Origin of the sequence: Fodinicola feengrottensis (assembly GCF_010993775.1) — a bacterium.
In the GTDB taxonomy this organism is placed as follows: Bacteria; Actinomycetota; Actinomycetes; order Mycobacteriales; family HKI-0501; genus Fodinicola; species Fodinicola feengrottensis.
The window spans coordinates 1-15,573 of record NZ_WOTO01000051.1 but is presented as its reverse complement, the minus strand read 5'-3'; the positions used below and the strand labels follow the sequence as shown (position 1 = coordinate 15,573).

The window sequence follows — 15,573 nt, the reverse complement described above, 5'->3', positions numbered from 1 at the left end:
TGGCTGATGCGTTGGGTGGGTGGCGCCGTTTTGTCGGTGCTGTCGTGAACGCTCGATTTCGGGGGGCCTGTTTTGGGGCTGGAGTGACTGGTGTGATGTGCGTGGTTTTCCGCAAGAGTGGGCGTTTTTCTGACTGCGATCGTCGCGACTGTACGTGTGGAGATTGCCGCCCGACGGTCACCGTCCACTGTTTCCGTTGTTGATCTTGGTTAGCTGGTCTACCTGAAGCGGACATATCGAGTGAGTGTCCGTTTTGGGCGGACCAACTAACCAAGATCAACACAGGGCTGGAGTGGCTGAGGTGACTGATTCTCGCGCCCGGTCACCAAATTTTGGATATATAGCCGGACGGCTATGTCCGATTGTGACGTTGTTGCCCATTCGACCGCCCCAACGGCCAACAATGTCACAATCGGACATACCTCTGGCAGGTATAGGGCAAGTAAATGGTAACAGAGCGTGACGTACAGGGCGTGCCGCACTCAAGTGGCGGAGCCGACTAACGGCCCAGACCACTTAGTTGTCGGCGAGAGCGTTGGTGGGGGTGAGCAACGCGCCGCGGATCGCTGGGCCGGCGGCGGCCAGCACGGCCAGGACGGTGACGGCCGCGAGGGAGGCCAGCAGCGGCAGCGGCGGGCCCACCGCGGTCGGCAGGTTCAGCATCGACACGATGGCCACGCCGTACAGGTAGCCGATCAGGCTGCCGGTGACGGCGGTGACCACTGACAGCAGCATCGCCTCGGCGACCACCTGCAGGCCGACGCCCGTACGGGTAACGCCCAGCGCGCGGGACAGCGCGAGTTCGCGGCGCCGCTCGGTGATCGAGACCGCGGTGGTCGCGACCACCCCGCTGACGGCGGCCAGCACGGACAGGCCGAGCAGCCCCCAGCCGAGCAGGGTGGCGGTGTCGAAGGCCGCGGTGTTGGCCGCGTCGCTGTGCCGAACGACCGCGTCCCGCAGCGAGGCGCTGCCGACCACCCCGAAGGCGAGCAGCGAGAAAGCGCGCGGCCAGCGGCATCGCGACGGCGGCCGCCCGGCGCGGCGTACGGCGGCGTACGGGACGGCTCCCGGGCCGCGACTCGGATGACCGCACCAGCCGGCCCGAGGAACCGGGCGACCAGGCCGGCGATCCAGCCGGGCACCCGTACGAGCAGCGGCACCACCAGCGGGCCGAGCACACCGAATAGCCCGATCATGGTGAAGACAGCCGACGCCAGCAGCGGGAAGAAGCTCCGGGCGGCGATGCCGAGCATCGCCAGCAGGCCGGCGAGCAGCACGATGCCGGCCCCCAGGACCAGCCGGGCGACGCCGGCGCCACGCTCGACCGGGGCGTCCGGCACCGCGGAGAGCGCCGCCACCGGCGGCACCCCGGAGGCCTGAATGGCCGGCCGCAGCGCGGCGGTCACGGCCGCCGCGACCCCCAACGCCACAGCCACCGTGGCCAGCACCAACCCGGGCACGGCTGGCGTCACGCCGGTGCTCCCGAGCAGCGCGGACACGCCGACGCTGTTCAGCACCGAAAGCATGCCGACCGAGATGAACCATCCCGACCCGACCGCCAGCCGCCAGCCCGGCCGCCACCACCCCGATCACGACGGCTTCGAGCACGGTCACCACGACCAGCGGCGGCCGGGACGCGCCCAGCGCGCGGAGCAACGCCGTACGCCGAACCCGGGACGCCGTCACCGCCCGGAAAGCCGCGCCGGCCACCAACACCGCGGTCGCCATCGCCAGCAGGCTGAACATCACGAACAGCGTGCTGCTGATGCCGATCGGGCTGGGCTGCTCGCTCGCCCGGGCCTGCGCGGCCGTCTCTACCTGATAGTTGCCGCCGACGGTCGCCTCGATCCGAGGCAGCATCGCGTCGACCGGGGTGCCAGCGGTGAGCACCACGTCCATGCCGTAGATCGTGGTCGAGTCCAGATGCGCGGTGGCGAACGCCGGTGCGGCCACCATCGCGATCCCACCCGGGCGACCGAGATCCTGCGCCGAGACGCCGACGATCAGTGCCTTGACCGGCTTGCCGGTCCGGTAGTCGGCGATCAGCACCGAACTGCCGAGCGGATGTTTACGCTGAGCGTCCACCTCGTCGATCGCGACTTCCTGGTCACCGCGCGGCAGCCGGCCCTGCAGGATGGTCGTGGTCGACAGCCGCGGGTCGCTCGGCTCCACCCGAATGCTCGCCGGCGTGTTCAGCGGCCGTCCGTCCGCGCCGAGCACCTGACCGGAAGTGACCTGCCGGGGCTGCGCGGTGGCTACCCCAGTCAGCTGCTGAACCTCGGTGACCAGGCTGGCCGGCAGGTCCGTACCAGGCGCCCGGATGACCACCGCCGAACCGGCCGGCGTGTGCGGCTTGTTCCGCTGGATGGCGGTGTCATATGCACCACCGACCAGCACAGACGAGACGACACACGCCAGCCCGACCGCCAGCGCCACGCCGGGCAGCAACGTCCCGACGGGGTGCCGGCGCAGGTCCGACAGGAAGACCCGCAGCAGCGGAAACATCCGGGTGACTCCTCAGGAAGTGGCGAGCGCGTCGACCGGGGAGATCCGGGCGGCCCGCCGGGACGGCAGCCAGCCGGCCAGCAGGGTCAGCGCGACCAGCACCACCGCCACCAGCACCAGCTCGCCGACCGGCAGCACCAGGCTCACCCCAAGCGACAGCGAGTCCAGCAGCCGCCAGGGCGTAGAACGATCCCAGCACCAGCCCTATCGCGGCCCCGACCAGCCCGAACACCCCCGACTCCAGCATCAGCGAACCGCGCAACCCCTGGCGGGACAGGCCGAGCGCCCGGAGCAGGCCGGACTCGGTCGTACGCTCCACGATGGCCAGGGTCATGGTGGTCGCCACTCCAGTGACCGCGATCAGCACGGTCAGCGCCAGCAGGCCGAGCGCGATCAGCGTCACGGTGGCCAGCGGGCCCTGGAAGCTCTCCCGCGCCGACGCCGCGTCCTGCACCTGGGAGTTCGGCAAAGCGGCGCTGACGATCTTGCGAATCTCCGGCACGGTGTGGCCGGCCGCCGGGTCAACCAGCACGGTGCTCACCGTGGCGTTCGGCGCGATCTTGCGGAGATCGGACGGCATCAGCAACGCCGGCCCGAAGGCGGTCTGCCAGGTCGCGGTGACCTTCAGGGTGACCGACCGGTTGCCGGCCGAGACCGCGACCGAGTCACCAATATGCACGCCCAGCTTGGCCGCCACATCGCTGTGCAGGCCGATGTCACCGACCCCCACGTCGCTCGGCCGGCCGCCGGCGACCGCGACCTTGGCCAGGCTCGGGACCGCACTCGCGTCCAAGCCGGTCGCCGGCAGGGTCTCTCGCGCGCCTTGCGCGCTGATGGTGACATCCGCCGCGGTCTTGGGCACCGCTCGGGCGATGGCCGGGTTCTTCGCCAACGCCTGCAGCTGCGCGGGTGTCGCGCCGCTGGTCGGGTACGCGACCACCGCGGTCGGGAATTCGGCGCTCAGCCGCGCATCCGCATAAGCCTGCATGGACGCCGTGCCCACCAGCAGGCCGGTCACCAGCGTCACGCCGAGCGCGACCACCGACGACGTGGTGGCGGCGATTCGACGGGGCGAGCGGGCCGCGTTGCGGATGGCCAGCCGGCCGGTCGTGCGAGCCAGCGCGCCGGCCGGCCAGCCGAGCAGCCGGGCCAGCGAGGGCACCACATACGGCCCGAGGGTGAGCAGCGCGCCGAACGCGAAGGCGCCGGAGACGACCACGATGAGCGCGCCAGTCGAGGAGTGGATGACCGTCGCGGCAACGCCCGCCAGTGCGGCGGCCAGCACGAGCAGGATGCCGAAGGACATCCGGAGCCAGCCCACCTTCTTGGCGCCGTCGGCAACCGCGGCCGTCCGCAGCGCGGCCAGCGGCGGCACTCGGGAGGCGGAGATCGCCGGGGCGAGCACCGAACCGACCGTCACCAGCACGGCGCCGGCCACGCAGCCGAGCAGAGCCAGCACATTCAGGCCGGGGAACGGCACGACCGAGCCGGTCGAGTTGATGATCGCTATCGCGCCGTACGCGATGCCGGCCGAGAGCACCACACCCAGGACTCCGGCGACCAGGCCGGTGATCGCGCCCTCGATGACGAGAGCGCCGATGATCTTGTCGCGCTTCGCGCCGATCGCCCGAAGCAGGGCCAGCTGGCGCATCCGCTGGGCGAACACGATCCGGAAGGTGGCGGCCGCGACCAGGCCGGCGGCCAGCACCGCGACCAGCACGAACAGGCCGAGCACCAGGAACAGCTCGCCGACCGCCTTGCTCACGTCGGTCGCGTCGCTCTGCCGAATGGTGGCGGCGTCGTCGACCGTGATGCCGGTGCCACCGACCGCGCTCTTCACGCTGCTGACCAGGGCGGCCGTGTCCGTACCGGCGGTGGCGCTGATGTTGAGCCGATTGAAATGCGCCCCCAACGCGGTCAGGCCGCTGGCAGGCACGAACACGTCAGCACCCCGGCCATGCGGGCTGACGATCGCGGTGACGGTCACCTGGATCGACTTCTTGCCCTGCTCACTCGGTTGCACCGGGAGGGTGTCACCGATCTTCAGGTGGGCCTTCTTGGCGGTGTCCTCGGACACCGCGATCTGCCCGGCAGCCGTCGGGTAGTGCCCAGACACCACGCTCACCAGCGACAATGGGCCGCTGCCAGGGTCGGACTGGACGAAGAAGTCGAGGCCGCCGCCCTGGATGAAGGTGACGCCCTGCTCGGCGACCTGGCTGACGCCCTGGAGCGCCCGGACCTTGCCAGCGGCGGAGTCCGGCAGGTTGGTCGAGGACTTGACCACCACGCTGGTGGCCGAGGTGGTGGTGCTGAACGAATCCTGGAGGGACTGTTCGACAACGCTTTGGACAAGGAAGGTCGCATACGCGAAAGCGGTCGCGACGATCACGGCGAGCGAGGTCAGCAGCAGCCGGGTGGGCCGGCTGGCCAGGCCACGCAGCTGGGTGCGCAGAACGGACATGTTTGTCAGGCCCCCAGGCCACGAAGCGCGTCGACGACCGAGTCCTGGGTGGGCTGGTGGATCTCGCCGGCCAGCCGGCCGTCCGCGAGCAGCACCACGCGGTCCGCGTACGACGCGGCGACCGGGTCGTGGGTGACCATCACGACGGTCTGCTGGAGCTCGCGCACCGACCGGCGCAGGAAGGACAGCACCTCGGCGCCGGACCGTGAGTCCAGGTTGCCGGTCGGCTCGTCCGCGAAGACCACCGCTGGCTGGCTGACCAGCGCGCGGGCCACCGCGACCCGCTGCTGCTGACCGCCGGAGAGCTGGCTCGGCCGGTGCTTCAGCCGGCTGCGCAGGCCCAGCACCTCGATGAGGTGGTTGAAGAGGGTGGCGTCCGGGCGGCGCCCGGCCAGCTGCAGCGGCAGCAGGATGTTCTCCTCGGCGGTCAGCTGCGGGAGCAGGTTGTACGCCTGGAAGACGAACCCGATCTGGTCCCGCCGCACCCGCGTCAGCTGCGCGTCCCGCAGCCGGGTCAGCTCGGTCGTACCCACCCAGACCTGCCCTGAGGTGGCGCTGTCCAGCCCTGCCATGCAGTGCATCAGCGTCGACTTGCCAGAACAGAGGCGCCCATGATGGCGGTGAACTGCGCGCGCCCGAACTGCACGCTGACGCCGTCCAGCGCTCTGACGGCGGCTTCACCGCTGCCGTAGACCTTGACGAGCTCGCGGGTGGCGGCCGCCGGCTGTTGCGCGGCCTGCTGCTGGGGTAGGGCGACCGCCTGCGGTGCTCCCATGGGTGATGCCTCCTGCTTGAGATGTGTCGTGAACCGTCCACAACTCTGCCCGCTGGCCCCGACACTTCGCGTCCGCACGCGGTCGCGCCCACCCGCCCCCCCTCACGGCGCATGTCCACCGTGCGCCCATTCATCCCCAAGTCGTACGCGCCGCGCCATCTGCTGCGACCAGCACGTTCCTGCCGCGTGAAAGGTCACAAGCCCTTTAACAACGACGGCCGCGATGCCTCATCGCGTGCGACTGGCGCTGCCAGCGTGGATCTTCAGTAGGGCTCGGTGTATGAGCGGCCGCGAGTCCACAGTGGACGGACACTTATCGTCATATTTCGGCAGAGATTTCTCAAAAGCCACTTCAGTCACAAAAACGGCGGAACCGCAAAATTCTTGCTCGCGCGCGGCCTCAAACCCACCCCCCACCCGATCTGGGTGGGGGCCAGATTAACCAAGGGGGTACGACAGTTTCGCGCCGCAGTGGGCATTTCGTGGATCCAGATTTGCCGCAAGCGTGACCGCGAAAGCCAGCGACGCTCGTACCAAGCGGGGAAAGCTCAGCCGGAGGGGCGGACCAGGCCTCGTTCGTACGCGAGCACCACGGCCTGCACCCGATCGCGCAGTTTCAGCTTGGCCAGAATGCGGCCCACGTGGGTCTTGACAGTCGCCTCGGACAGGAACAGCTTCGCCGCGATCTCCGCGTTGGAGGCGCCACGAGCGACCTCCAGCAGGACCTCACGCTCGCGCTCGGTGAGGGCGGCCAGCGGGTCCGGGCCGGGCTGCGGATCGGGCAATGTGGTCGCCACGTGGTCGAGCAGCCGTCGGGTGGTCGAGGGCGCGATCACCGCGTCGCCGCGAAAGACCGTACGGATAGCCGAAAGGACGTGCTCCGGCGGCGCGTCCTTGAGCAGGAAGCCGCTGGCTCCGGCCCGCAACGCGGAAAAGGCGTATTCGTCGAGGTCGAAGGTGGTCAGCACGATCACCCGCGGGCCTTCCTCAGCGGACCGCTGGGCGAGCAGCCGGCGGGTCGCCTCGACGCCGTCCATCCGCGGCATGCGTACGTCCATCATCACGACATCGGCGGCCGTGACGGCGAGCTTGGTCAGCGCCTCGGACCCGTCGCCGGCCTCGCCGACGACCCGCATGTCCTCCTGAGCGTCCAGCACCATCGCGAAACCGGCGCGGACCAGCGCCTGGTCGTCGACGAGGAACACGCGAATTGTCATGCTGAGGATCCGATCAGTCGTTTGCTAGGCCGGACGGTACGGCAGCCGCGCCCGGACCTGGAACCCGCCACCCGGCCGGGGCCCGGTGTGTACGGACCCGCCCGACCACGGCAAGCCGCTCGCGCATGCCGACCAGGCCGTGCCCGCCGCTGGTCGGGTCGTCCGGGTCGCGCACGGTCGGGCCGCGGCCGTCGTCGGCGGCGACGGTGACTTCCAGCGCCTCCGACGACCAGTGCAGCACGACCGTGGCGTGCGCGTCCGGCCCAGCGTGCTGCTGATCGTGTTGGTCAACGACTCCTGGACCAGCCGGTAGACCGCCAGCTCCGCGGTCGGTCCGAGCTGCTTGCGATGTCCTTCTTCGTCCTGGCGTACGTGCAGCCCACTGGCTCGTACGCGGGTCAGCAGGTCGCCCAGCTCGGCCAGCCGCGGTTGCGGGCCGCGGTTCACCTCAACGGCGGAGTCGGCGTTGAGCGGCTCGTTGCTGCGCAGGACGCCCAACAGGCCACGCATGTCGGCGAGCGCCTGGCGGCCGGTCTCGGCGATGGTGCCGAGCACCTCCTGCGCCCGCTCCGGCTTGGTCTTCGCGGCATACTGCCCGCCCTGCGCCTGCGAGACGATGACCGCGAGGGAGTGCGCCACCACGTCGTGCATCTCCCGGGCGATCCGGTTCCGCTCCTCGACGACGGCCCGGGCCGCGCGCTCCTCGCGCTCCGCCTCAGCGCGCTCGGCACGGTCTTCGAGAGTCGTGAAATACGCGTACCGGACACGGCGGAACTGCCCGAGCCCCCAGGATGCGAACACCGCCGCCACGATGAACATGAAGATGAAGACCAGCAGCAGGATCAGCGTCGGGTCCTGGTCCATCCGGTAGCCGATGAGGACGCTGAACCGCGCCGTCTCGGCCAGCCCGCCGGCAATGCCCAGCACGAAGGCGATGGCGCCGGCCGGACGTCTCCCGTACGCGCAGACCGAGTACGTGACCAGCAGGAAGATCAGGTCGGACGGGAACGGGACCGGGGTGATCAGGACTTTTATCGCCAGCGCGACCGTCACCACGATCAGCGCGGTGATCGGCATGACCCGGCGTACGACGACAACGCCGTGGGTCACCAGCACGATCAGGATCAGGATCGGGATCAGCACCGCCGGCGTCGACTCGACGCCCATGCCATCGTTTGAGACCGCGATGACCAGTGAGACCGGCGCGACGAAAAGCAGCATGCCGATCGCGAGGATGCTGTCCGACAGCCACGGGTTGCCGCGCAGCCACGAATCCAGCCGCTCCAGCAGCCGGCGCCGCGGCCGCCGGCCGTCGGCCGTCGGCGTCCCGTACATGGTGCCGCGGGTCGCACCGGGTCCGATTGGCACCGGCGGCGGCGCGTACGGCGGCGGTGGCCGCAGGATCGACGGCGGCCGCGGCGGTGCCACGATCTGCGGGACCGTCTCCTGCCGCGCGAACGACGGGACCGACGCCGACCCACGCGCCCGACCGGCCGGTCGGGCAACCAGCGGGGCAGTCTCTGTGGGCTGGTCGGCCCCGGTGGGCTGGCCAGGCTCGACCGACGGCAGCACCCTGGTGGGTGTTGTCGGCTGGTCCGGGTCTGGCGTGCTCATATCAACGACTCTAGGTGCGGGGTAACCGGCCGGCGTCGACCTGCCGGGTGATTACCGGACCACCGACAGTCGTAGACAGATCAACTATTCTGAAGTAGTTGAGTGGAATAGACTCAACTTAGTTACGTTGTGTTTACTGTATTGGCTGGTTGAGATGCTGCTGAGGAGCCCATGAACGCCGAGATCCTGACCACCACCAGCCGCGAGGTGCTCTCGCAGGCGATCTCCGTCGCCGGCACCCGCGGTCACGCCACCGTCGAGCCCGCGCACCTGCTGCTGGCGCTGCTGGACGTGAAATCGTCCACCGCGCCCGCGTTGCTGCGTGCGGTCGGCGCTGACCCGGCGGGCGTACGAGCCGCCGCGGCCACCGCGATCGACCGGCTGCCGTCCGCACAGGGTGCGAGCGTCGCCGAGCCGCAGTTGTCCCGGGAGCTGGCCAACGTGATCACCGCCGGTGAGCAGATCATGCGGTCGGCCGGCGACGAATACCTGGCCCACCGACCACCTGTTGGCCGGCCTCGCCCGGACCGGCGGTTCCACCGCGCAGCTGCTGCGCAGCGCCGGCGCCGCCGAAGACACGCTGGTGGCAGCCTTCCCGACGGTCCGCGGCGGCGACCACAAGGTCACCACCCCGGACGGCGAGGAGTCGTATCAGGCGCTGGAGAAGTACGGCGTGGACCTGACCTCGGCCGCTCGGGACGGCAAGCTCGACCCGGTGATCGGCCGGGACACCGAGATCCGCCGGGTCATCCAGGTGCTGTCCAGGCGTACGAAGAACAATCCCGTCCTGATCGGCGAGCCGGGCGTCGGCAAGACCGCCGTCGTCGAGGGCCTCGCGCAGCGGATCGTGGCCGGCGACGTGCCGGAGTCGTTGCGCGGCAAGCGGCTGGTCAGCCTTGACCTCGCCGCGATGCTGGCCGGCGCGAAATACCGCGGTGAGTTCGAGGAGCGGTTGAAGGCTGTCCTGGAGGAGATCAAGGGCTCCGAAGGCCAGGTCGTCGTCACCTTCATCGACGAGCTGCACACCGTGGTGGGCGCTGGCGCGACCGGCGATTCGGCGATGGACGCCGGCAACATGCTCAAGCCCATGCTGGCCCGCGGCGAGCTGCGGATGGTGGGCGCGACCACGCTCGACGAGTATCGCGAGCGGATCGAGAAGGACCCCGCGCTGGAGCGCCGGTTCCAGCAGGTCCTGGTGGGTGAGCCGTCAATCGACGACACCGTTGGCATTTTGCGTGGCCTCAAGGAGCGATACGAAGCGCATCACGGCGTACGCATCGCCGATGCCGCTCTGGTCGCCGCCGCCGCGCTGTCCGACCGCTACATCACCTCACGTTTCCTGCCGGACAAGGCGATCGACCTCATCGACGAGGCCGCTTCCCGGCTGCGGATGGAAATCGACTCCTCCCCGGTGGAGATCGACCAGCTGCGCCGGGTGGTGGACCGGTTGAAAATGGAGGAATTCGCACTGTCCAAAGAGGACGATGCGGCCTCTCGCGACCGGCTGCAGCGGATTCGCCGCGACATAGCCGAAAAAAAAAACAGGAAGAGCTGGCCGCACTGACGGCGCGTTGGGAGCAGGAGAAGTCCGGCCTGAACCGCGTCGGTCAGCTGAAGAAGGAGCTTGACGACGTACGCGGCCAGGCCGAGCGCGCCCAGCGCAACGGCGAGCTCGCGGTCGCGTCCGAGCTGCTCTACGGTCGGATCCCGCAGCTGGAGAAGGACATCGCCGCGGCCTCGGAATCCGAGCAGGAGCTGGAAACCGAGCCGATGGTCAAGGACGAGGTCGGCCCGGACGACGTGGCCGAAGTGGTGTCCGCGTGGACCGGGATCCCGGCCGGCCGGATGCTGGAAGGCGAGACCGCCAAGCTGCTGCGGATGGAGGAGTCGCTGACCCGCCGGGTCGTCGGCCAACCCGAAGCCGTGCTGGCGGTGTCCGATGCCGTACGCAGGGCCCGTTCCGGGGTCTCCGACCCGGACCGCCCCACCGGTTCCTTCCTTTTCCTCGGCCCCACCGGCGTCGGCAAGACCGAGCTCGCGAAGGCGCTCGCCGCATTCCTGTTCGACGACGAGCGGGCGATGGTGCGGATCGACATGAGCGAGTATTCCGAGAAACACTCGGTTGCCCGGCTGGTCGGCGCGCCGCCCGGGTATGTCGGCTACGAAGAGGGCGGCCAGCTCACCGAGGCGGTCCGCCGCCGGCCGTACACAGTCGTGCTGCTGGACGAGGTCGAAAAGGCCCATCCGGATGTGTTCGACGTGCTGCTGCAGGTGCTGGACGACGGTCGGCTGACCGACGGTCAGGGGCGTACGGTCGACTTCCGGAACGCGATCCTGGTGCTCACCTCGAACCTGGGTTCGCAGGCGATCACCGACCCGACGCTGGACGACAAGGGCCGCGAGACCGCGGTGATGTCGGTCGTACGACAGCACTTCAAGCCGGAGTTCCTGAACCGGCTGGATGATGTGGTCGTCTTCCACGCACTGGACACCGAAGAGCTGGCGTCCATTGTGGACATCCAGGTGACCCGGCTGGGCGCCCGGCTGGCGGATCGCCGGCTGGCGCTGGACGTGTCGCCGGCGGCTCGGGAGTGGCTGGCGATCAACGGCTTCGACCCGGTTTACGGCGCCCGGCCGTTGCGCCGCCTGATCCAGTCGGCGATCGGCGACCAGCTGGCCCGCGCGCTGCTGTCCGGCGCGATCGCCGACGGCGACACGATCCTGGTCGAGGTCACCCCGGATCGATCCGGCCTGTCCGTCTCACGCGCCGACAGCACGTCCCTGCGCAAGCAACTCCCCTAGCTAGCACCGACCCGTTACCGGAATTTCCCGCCGGTAACGGGTCTAACTGGTCCACTTGAGTTCGGAAGCCGGCGTGCGCAAACGATGCTCGGTCTCGGATACTGGTTGGGTGCCACGTAGCCGCCATCAGATCGACGTCGACGCGCTCCGTACCAAGGAGCTCGCCGCCGGCCGACCCAAGGGTCACCACCAGCTCCCGGGAGATCCTGGAGGACCTCGCCGGCGGGCTGGGGCCGGGCGGCCTGATGCCGTCCGAGCGGGTGTTGGCGGAGTATTTCGCCGTATCCCGTACGACCGTGCGCCAGGAGATCGAGCGGATGGTCGCCGACGGCCTGCTCTTTCGCCGACACGGCCACGGCACTCTGGTCGCGGAGCCCAAACCCGCCCATCTGGACCTGTTGACATCGTTCAGTCAGGACATGCGGGCCCGTGGCATGGTGCCCGGCTCGGTGCCGCTGGCGGTGTCGGTCGAACCGGCCAGCTCGCGGCTGGCGACCCGCCTGCAAGTGGCACCGGCCTCGCCGGTGCTGCACCTGGTACGCCTGCGGACCGCCGACCGAGTGCCGATGGCGGTGGAGCACACCGACGTGTCGGTGCACCGCTTCCCCGGCATCCAGGCGCTGGACTGGGCCGACCGTTCGCTGTTCGCCACCCTCGAGGAGCGCTGGTCCGTACGCCCCGCCACCAGCGACGCCCACATCGCTTCGGTGCTCCCGGACGCTGAGCAGGCTCGTGCGCTGGCCGTCGAGCCCAGCCAACCCTGCCTGCTGATCGACGGCGTCACCCGCGACACCACCGGCGCCGTGCTGGGAATCCAGCCGGTCCCTTTTCCGCGGCGACCGCTACGAGGTGCTGGCGCGGGTGGGGCGCAACTAATCTCGGAGCCATGCAGGTTTTGCTGGTCGTCCTGGGTTCGATCGCCATCGTGGTGGGAATCGTCGGCATCATCGTCCCCGTCCTGCCCGGCCTGGTGCTGTGCTGGCTGAGCGTCCTCGGGTGGGCGATCTTCGCCGACGCCGGCTGGGGAAAGTGGCTGGTCCTGGGCATCGCCACGGTGTGGGCGGTGCTGGGGACGGTGGTCAAGTTCACCTGGCCGGGCAAGCAGCTGAAAGAGTCCGGCGTGCCAACCACCACCATCCTCGTCGGGGTAGTGCTGGGAATCGTCGGCATGTTCGTGATCCCCGTGGTCGTCGGCTTGTTCGTCGGCTTCATCCTCGGCGTCTTCCTGGCCGAGGCCCAGCGCGCGAAGAGCTTCTCCGGAGCCTGGCCATCAACTGTCGCCGCCCTGAAGGCAACCGGCCTGTCGATGCTGATCGAGCTGATGGCCGCCTTCGCGATCGCCCTCACCTTCACCGCCGGCGCCCTCTTCGCCTAGATCCTGCAGCGCTCTACATAGGGTGCGGCGCGAAACTGTCGTACCGAGCCCGAAAAAAATCGCCCCCACCCAGTGACGGGTGGGGGGGGGGGTTCGAGGACCAATGTTCAACTAAAAATTAAGGACTACCTCTCAACCCACCCCCCGCCCGTTCAAAGGGAGGGGGAAAGAAAAACAGACACCTACGACAATTTCGCGCCGCTACGGGTGGTTTTCAGGCGGAGTTTTCGACTCGGCTGAGTGCGGCTCGTAGGTCCGGGCCGGCGAAGGCGGCGCGGACGGCGCGGATGTCCAGCTCGATCCAGTCGGCGATCTCGGGATTCCCGGGTGCGCCGCGTCCTGGAGGATCATCCACGGGATCCACGTGGTGATGCTCAGCGTGTGGAAGAGCATCGCGCGGTCGGTCAGCAGCTGGTCGGGCTCGCCGCGGTACGCGGTGACCAGCTGTTCTACGGCGGTGAACGGCAGGCCGGACATGCCGATCGCGTTGCCCAACTCGGCGGCCGGTTCGGCGTCGGCAGCGTATTCGAAGTCGATCAGCCAGAGCCGCTCGCCGTCGTCGAGGACGTTGCCCGCCGACAGGTCGTTATGGCATGGCACCGCGGGCATCGGCTGGCGCCGCAAAACCGCGGCGAGGTGGTCCACTCGGCCGGGAAGATCCTCGTAGCCGGCGGGCAAGGCGAGCCCACGGTCGCGTACGCCAGCCAATAAATGCGTCTGGACAGCAGAATGATCAAGGACCCGACCCAGCGCCGGTCCGGAATGCAGGAGGCGCAGTGTTTCGCAGAGACGAAGCCGAAAATCGTCATTGAGCAGCGCGCGTCCGCCGACATCGCGACGGCGTTGTTCACCCAGCCGATCCGCATGGCACCAGAATTTGAGGCCGCAAGGACGGGAGGTGCGACCCCGAGATCATGAGCCTGCTGGGCGGCGCGGCGCTCGGTCGTACGATCGATGCCGAGCAGGGCGTCGTCGTCGCGCTGGCCGGTTCGCGCAGCAGCACGGACACCGGCCGACCGTCGACAAGGACCTGCCAACTGCGATTGGTCGTGCCACCGGTCAGCGGCTCCAAGGTGCTGCCCACTGGCTGAAGATCCACCAGCACAGTGTCCGCGACCTGTCGAAAGTCAGAGCCAACGGGTGCCTTTCGGGGGCTCCGTACGCGGTCCGCCGACACTTAGCGTCGGCTGGTGACCGAAAAAGATGGCTCGTTCTGGGCGCCGCCGGGTCCGTGCTGGCCCTGCATACCGGTGCCGACCTTCCCGTTGCGGGATGGCTGTTCTCGATTTTCCTGCTCCGCTTCACCCGCTCGTCCAAGCCGCTGACCGGCCTACTCTGGGTGCTGGGCGTGAACGTTGTCGGGACGCTTGTGTGGTGTTGTACGACCGGCCTGCTTTTCTCGTTGCCAGTGCTGTTCGCATTTCTTTTCCTGGCAGTGTTGGCAAGCCTGCCGTATGTGCTCGACCGCCTGCTGGCGCACAGGTTCGGCTGGCTGTTGGGCAGCCTGCTGTTCCCGCTGGGGCGGGTCGCCGCCGAGTACGGCTTCCAGGCCATCACCGATTTCGGCAACTACGGCTCGCTCGCCGCGACCCAGTACGGCAGTCTCCCGCTTCTACAGCTGGCGACGGTGACCGGCTCGTACGGCGTGAGTTTCCTCATCGCTTGGCTGGCCTCGATCGCGAACGTTGGCTGGGAACGGAAACTCCTCAGACCGGTACTCGTCTACTCGTCGGTCCTGGTCACCGTGCTTGGCCTTGGCGCGGCCAGAATGTCCTGGACAGCACCGAATTCCCCGACCGTTCGGGTGGCCGGAATCAGCCCAGAAAGCAAGACCCTGCAAGCAGTCTGGTCCACGCATTCGCAAGCGGCTTTCGAGACGGTGAACGCGGAGATGATCGCGCGTACGAAGACAGAAGCACGAGCCGGCGCGAAAATAGTCGTTTGGTCAGAAGAATCCGGCTACGCGACCAAAGCGACCGAGACGGCGTTGATCGATCGGGTACGACAGGTGGCGCGGACTTCGGGCATCTACGTGGACATGCATCTCAATGTCGTGTCGGACAGGGCTCCTTTGCTGCGCAACAAGGCGATCCTGCTGACTCCAACTGGGCAGGTCGGCTGGGACTACGAGAAGGCGCATCCGACCCCACAGGAGGCCAGCGAAGGTATGGTGGACGGCGGCGAGCCAGCGCCAACACTCATGACACCGTACGGTCGAATCGGGACTCTTATCTGCTATGACCTGGATTTCCCTGCCCTCGCGGGAAAAGCGAATGCCGACATTCTGCTCGTGCCGGCGAATGACTGGAGTGGATTCGCAGATTTGCACGCACAGCTGGCCACCATCCGCGCGATTGAGGATGGCACGTCGATCGTACGAGAGGCGAGCAACGGCGTCGCCACGGTGACCGACTTCCAGGGGCGGACCATCGCCTACAGCGACTATTCCACCAACGCTTCGCAAACTCTGGTGGCCGATGTTCCGACCAGGAGTGCGGCAACGATCTACCGGTTGTTCGGCGACCTTTTCGCCTGGCTGTGTCTCGTCGCTCTGCTCGTCCTGGTTCTGATCAGTCGTCGGTCAGCCCGGCCTGGTAGGCGACAATCGCCGCCTGAACTCGATTCTTTACCGCCAGACGCGACAAAATCGCACTCACATACGTCTTGACCGTGCCTTCGACCACATGTATCCGGCCGGCGATCTCGGCGTTGGACAGACCGGAGCCCACCAGCGAAAGAACCTCGCGCTCGCGGTTGGTGAGCTGCTCCACCCGCTGCTGGGCCCGTCCGATCCGGTTCCTTTCTCGCCGCAGCGCCGGAGGAA

At 68.5% G+C, this 15,573-nt stretch carries 10 protein-coding genes and 2 pseudogenes; 5 read left to right on the top strand and 7 right to left on the bottom strand.

Annotated features, from left to right (window positions below):
- Positions 1–516 precede the first annotated feature (516 nt).
- The 5 genes and pseudogenes from GNX96_RS65705 to GNX96_RS35780 all read right to left on the bottom strand — a co-directional run bounded on the left by GNX96_RS65705 (position 517) and on the right by GNX96_RS35780 (position 8,572).
- Positions 517–1,545, bottom strand: coding sequence for an ABC transporter permease (locus GNX96_RS65705; protein ID WP_390624228.1), 1,029 nt, complete (start codon positions 1,543–1,545; stop codon positions 517–519).
- An 829-nt stretch (positions 1,546–2,374) separates the two neighbouring features.
- Positions 2,375–4,966 (bottom strand): FtsX-like permease family protein, encoded by a 2,592-nt coding sequence (locus GNX96_RS35795; RefSeq protein WP_163572286.1) that lies wholly within the window; start codon positions 4,964–4,966, stop codon positions 2,375–2,377.
- A 5-nt stretch (positions 4,967–4,971) separates the two neighbouring features.
- Positions 4,972–5,741: pseudogene (locus GNX96_RS35790) on the bottom strand (ABC transporter ATP-binding protein).
- 548 nt (positions 5,742–6,289) lie between these two features.
- Positions 6,290–6,958, bottom strand: coding sequence for a response regulator (locus GNX96_RS35785; protein WP_163572285.1), 669 nt, complete (start codon positions 6,956–6,958; stop codon positions 6,290–6,292).
- A 24-nt stretch (positions 6,959–6,982) separates the two neighbouring features.
- Positions 6,983–8,572 (bottom strand): histidine kinase, encoded by a 1,590-nt coding sequence (locus GNX96_RS35780; protein WP_163572284.1) that lies wholly within the window; start codon positions 8,570–8,572, stop codon positions 6,983–6,985.
- A gap of 171 nt (positions 8,573–8,743) precedes the next feature.
- Between GNX96_RS35780 and clpB the strand changes: the two are divergent.
- The 3 genes and pseudogenes from clpB (at position 8,744) to GNX96_RS35765 (ending at position 12,749) form a co-directional block, all read left to right on the top strand.
- Positions 8,744–11,374, top strand: a pseudogene (clpB, locus tag GNX96_RS35775) (ATP-dependent chaperone ClpB).
- 98 nt (positions 11,375–11,472) lie between these two features.
- Positions 11,473–12,360, top strand: coding sequence for a GntR family transcriptional regulator (locus GNX96_RS35770; protein ID WP_313885862.1), 888 nt, complete (start codon positions 11,473–11,475; stop codon positions 12,358–12,360).
- A complete protein-coding gene (locus tag GNX96_RS35765; protein WP_313885858.1) occupies positions 12,303–12,749 on the top strand; it encodes a DUF456 domain-containing protein in 447 nt (148 codons plus the stop codon). Before GNX96_RS35770 ends, GNX96_RS35765 begins: the two co-directional genes overlap by 58 nt.
- A gap of 201 nt (positions 12,750–12,950) precedes the next feature.
- Here the strand turns inward: GNX96_RS35765 and GNX96_RS35760 are convergent, their stop codons facing one another.
- Positions 12,951–13,565, bottom strand: a complete 615-nt coding sequence (locus tag GNX96_RS35760; RefSeq protein WP_279582367.1) for a phosphotransferase family protein — start codon at positions 13,563–13,565, stop codon at positions 12,951–12,953.
- Between the two features lie 98 nt (positions 13,566–13,663).
- Here GNX96_RS35760 and GNX96_RS35755 point away from each other — a divergent pair, with 98 nt between their 5' ends.
- Together GNX96_RS35755 and GNX96_RS35750 are read left to right on the top strand one after the other, a co-directional pair.
- Complete coding sequence (locus GNX96_RS35755) at positions 13,664–13,840, top strand: hypothetical protein (RefSeq protein WP_163572282.1); 177 nt, start codon at positions 13,664–13,666, stop codon at positions 13,838–13,840.
- A 140-nt stretch (positions 13,841–13,980) separates the two neighbouring features.
- Positions 13,981–15,417 carry a nitrilase-related carbon-nitrogen hydrolase gene (locus GNX96_RS35750; RefSeq protein WP_163572281.1) on the top strand — a complete coding sequence of 479 codons (1,437 nt, stop codon included), beginning with the start codon at positions 13,981–13,983 and terminating at the stop codon, positions 15,415–15,417.
- On the opposite strand, the gene GNX96_RS57725 is transcribed toward GNX96_RS35750, so the two are convergent.
- Positions 15,320–15,520 (bottom strand): response regulator transcription factor, encoded by a 201-nt coding sequence (locus GNX96_RS57725; protein ID WP_313885861.1) that lies wholly within the window; start codon positions 15,518–15,520, stop codon positions 15,320–15,322. The genes GNX96_RS35750 and GNX96_RS57725 overlap by 98 nt on opposite strands.
- Positions 15,521–15,573 lie beyond the last annotated feature (53 nt).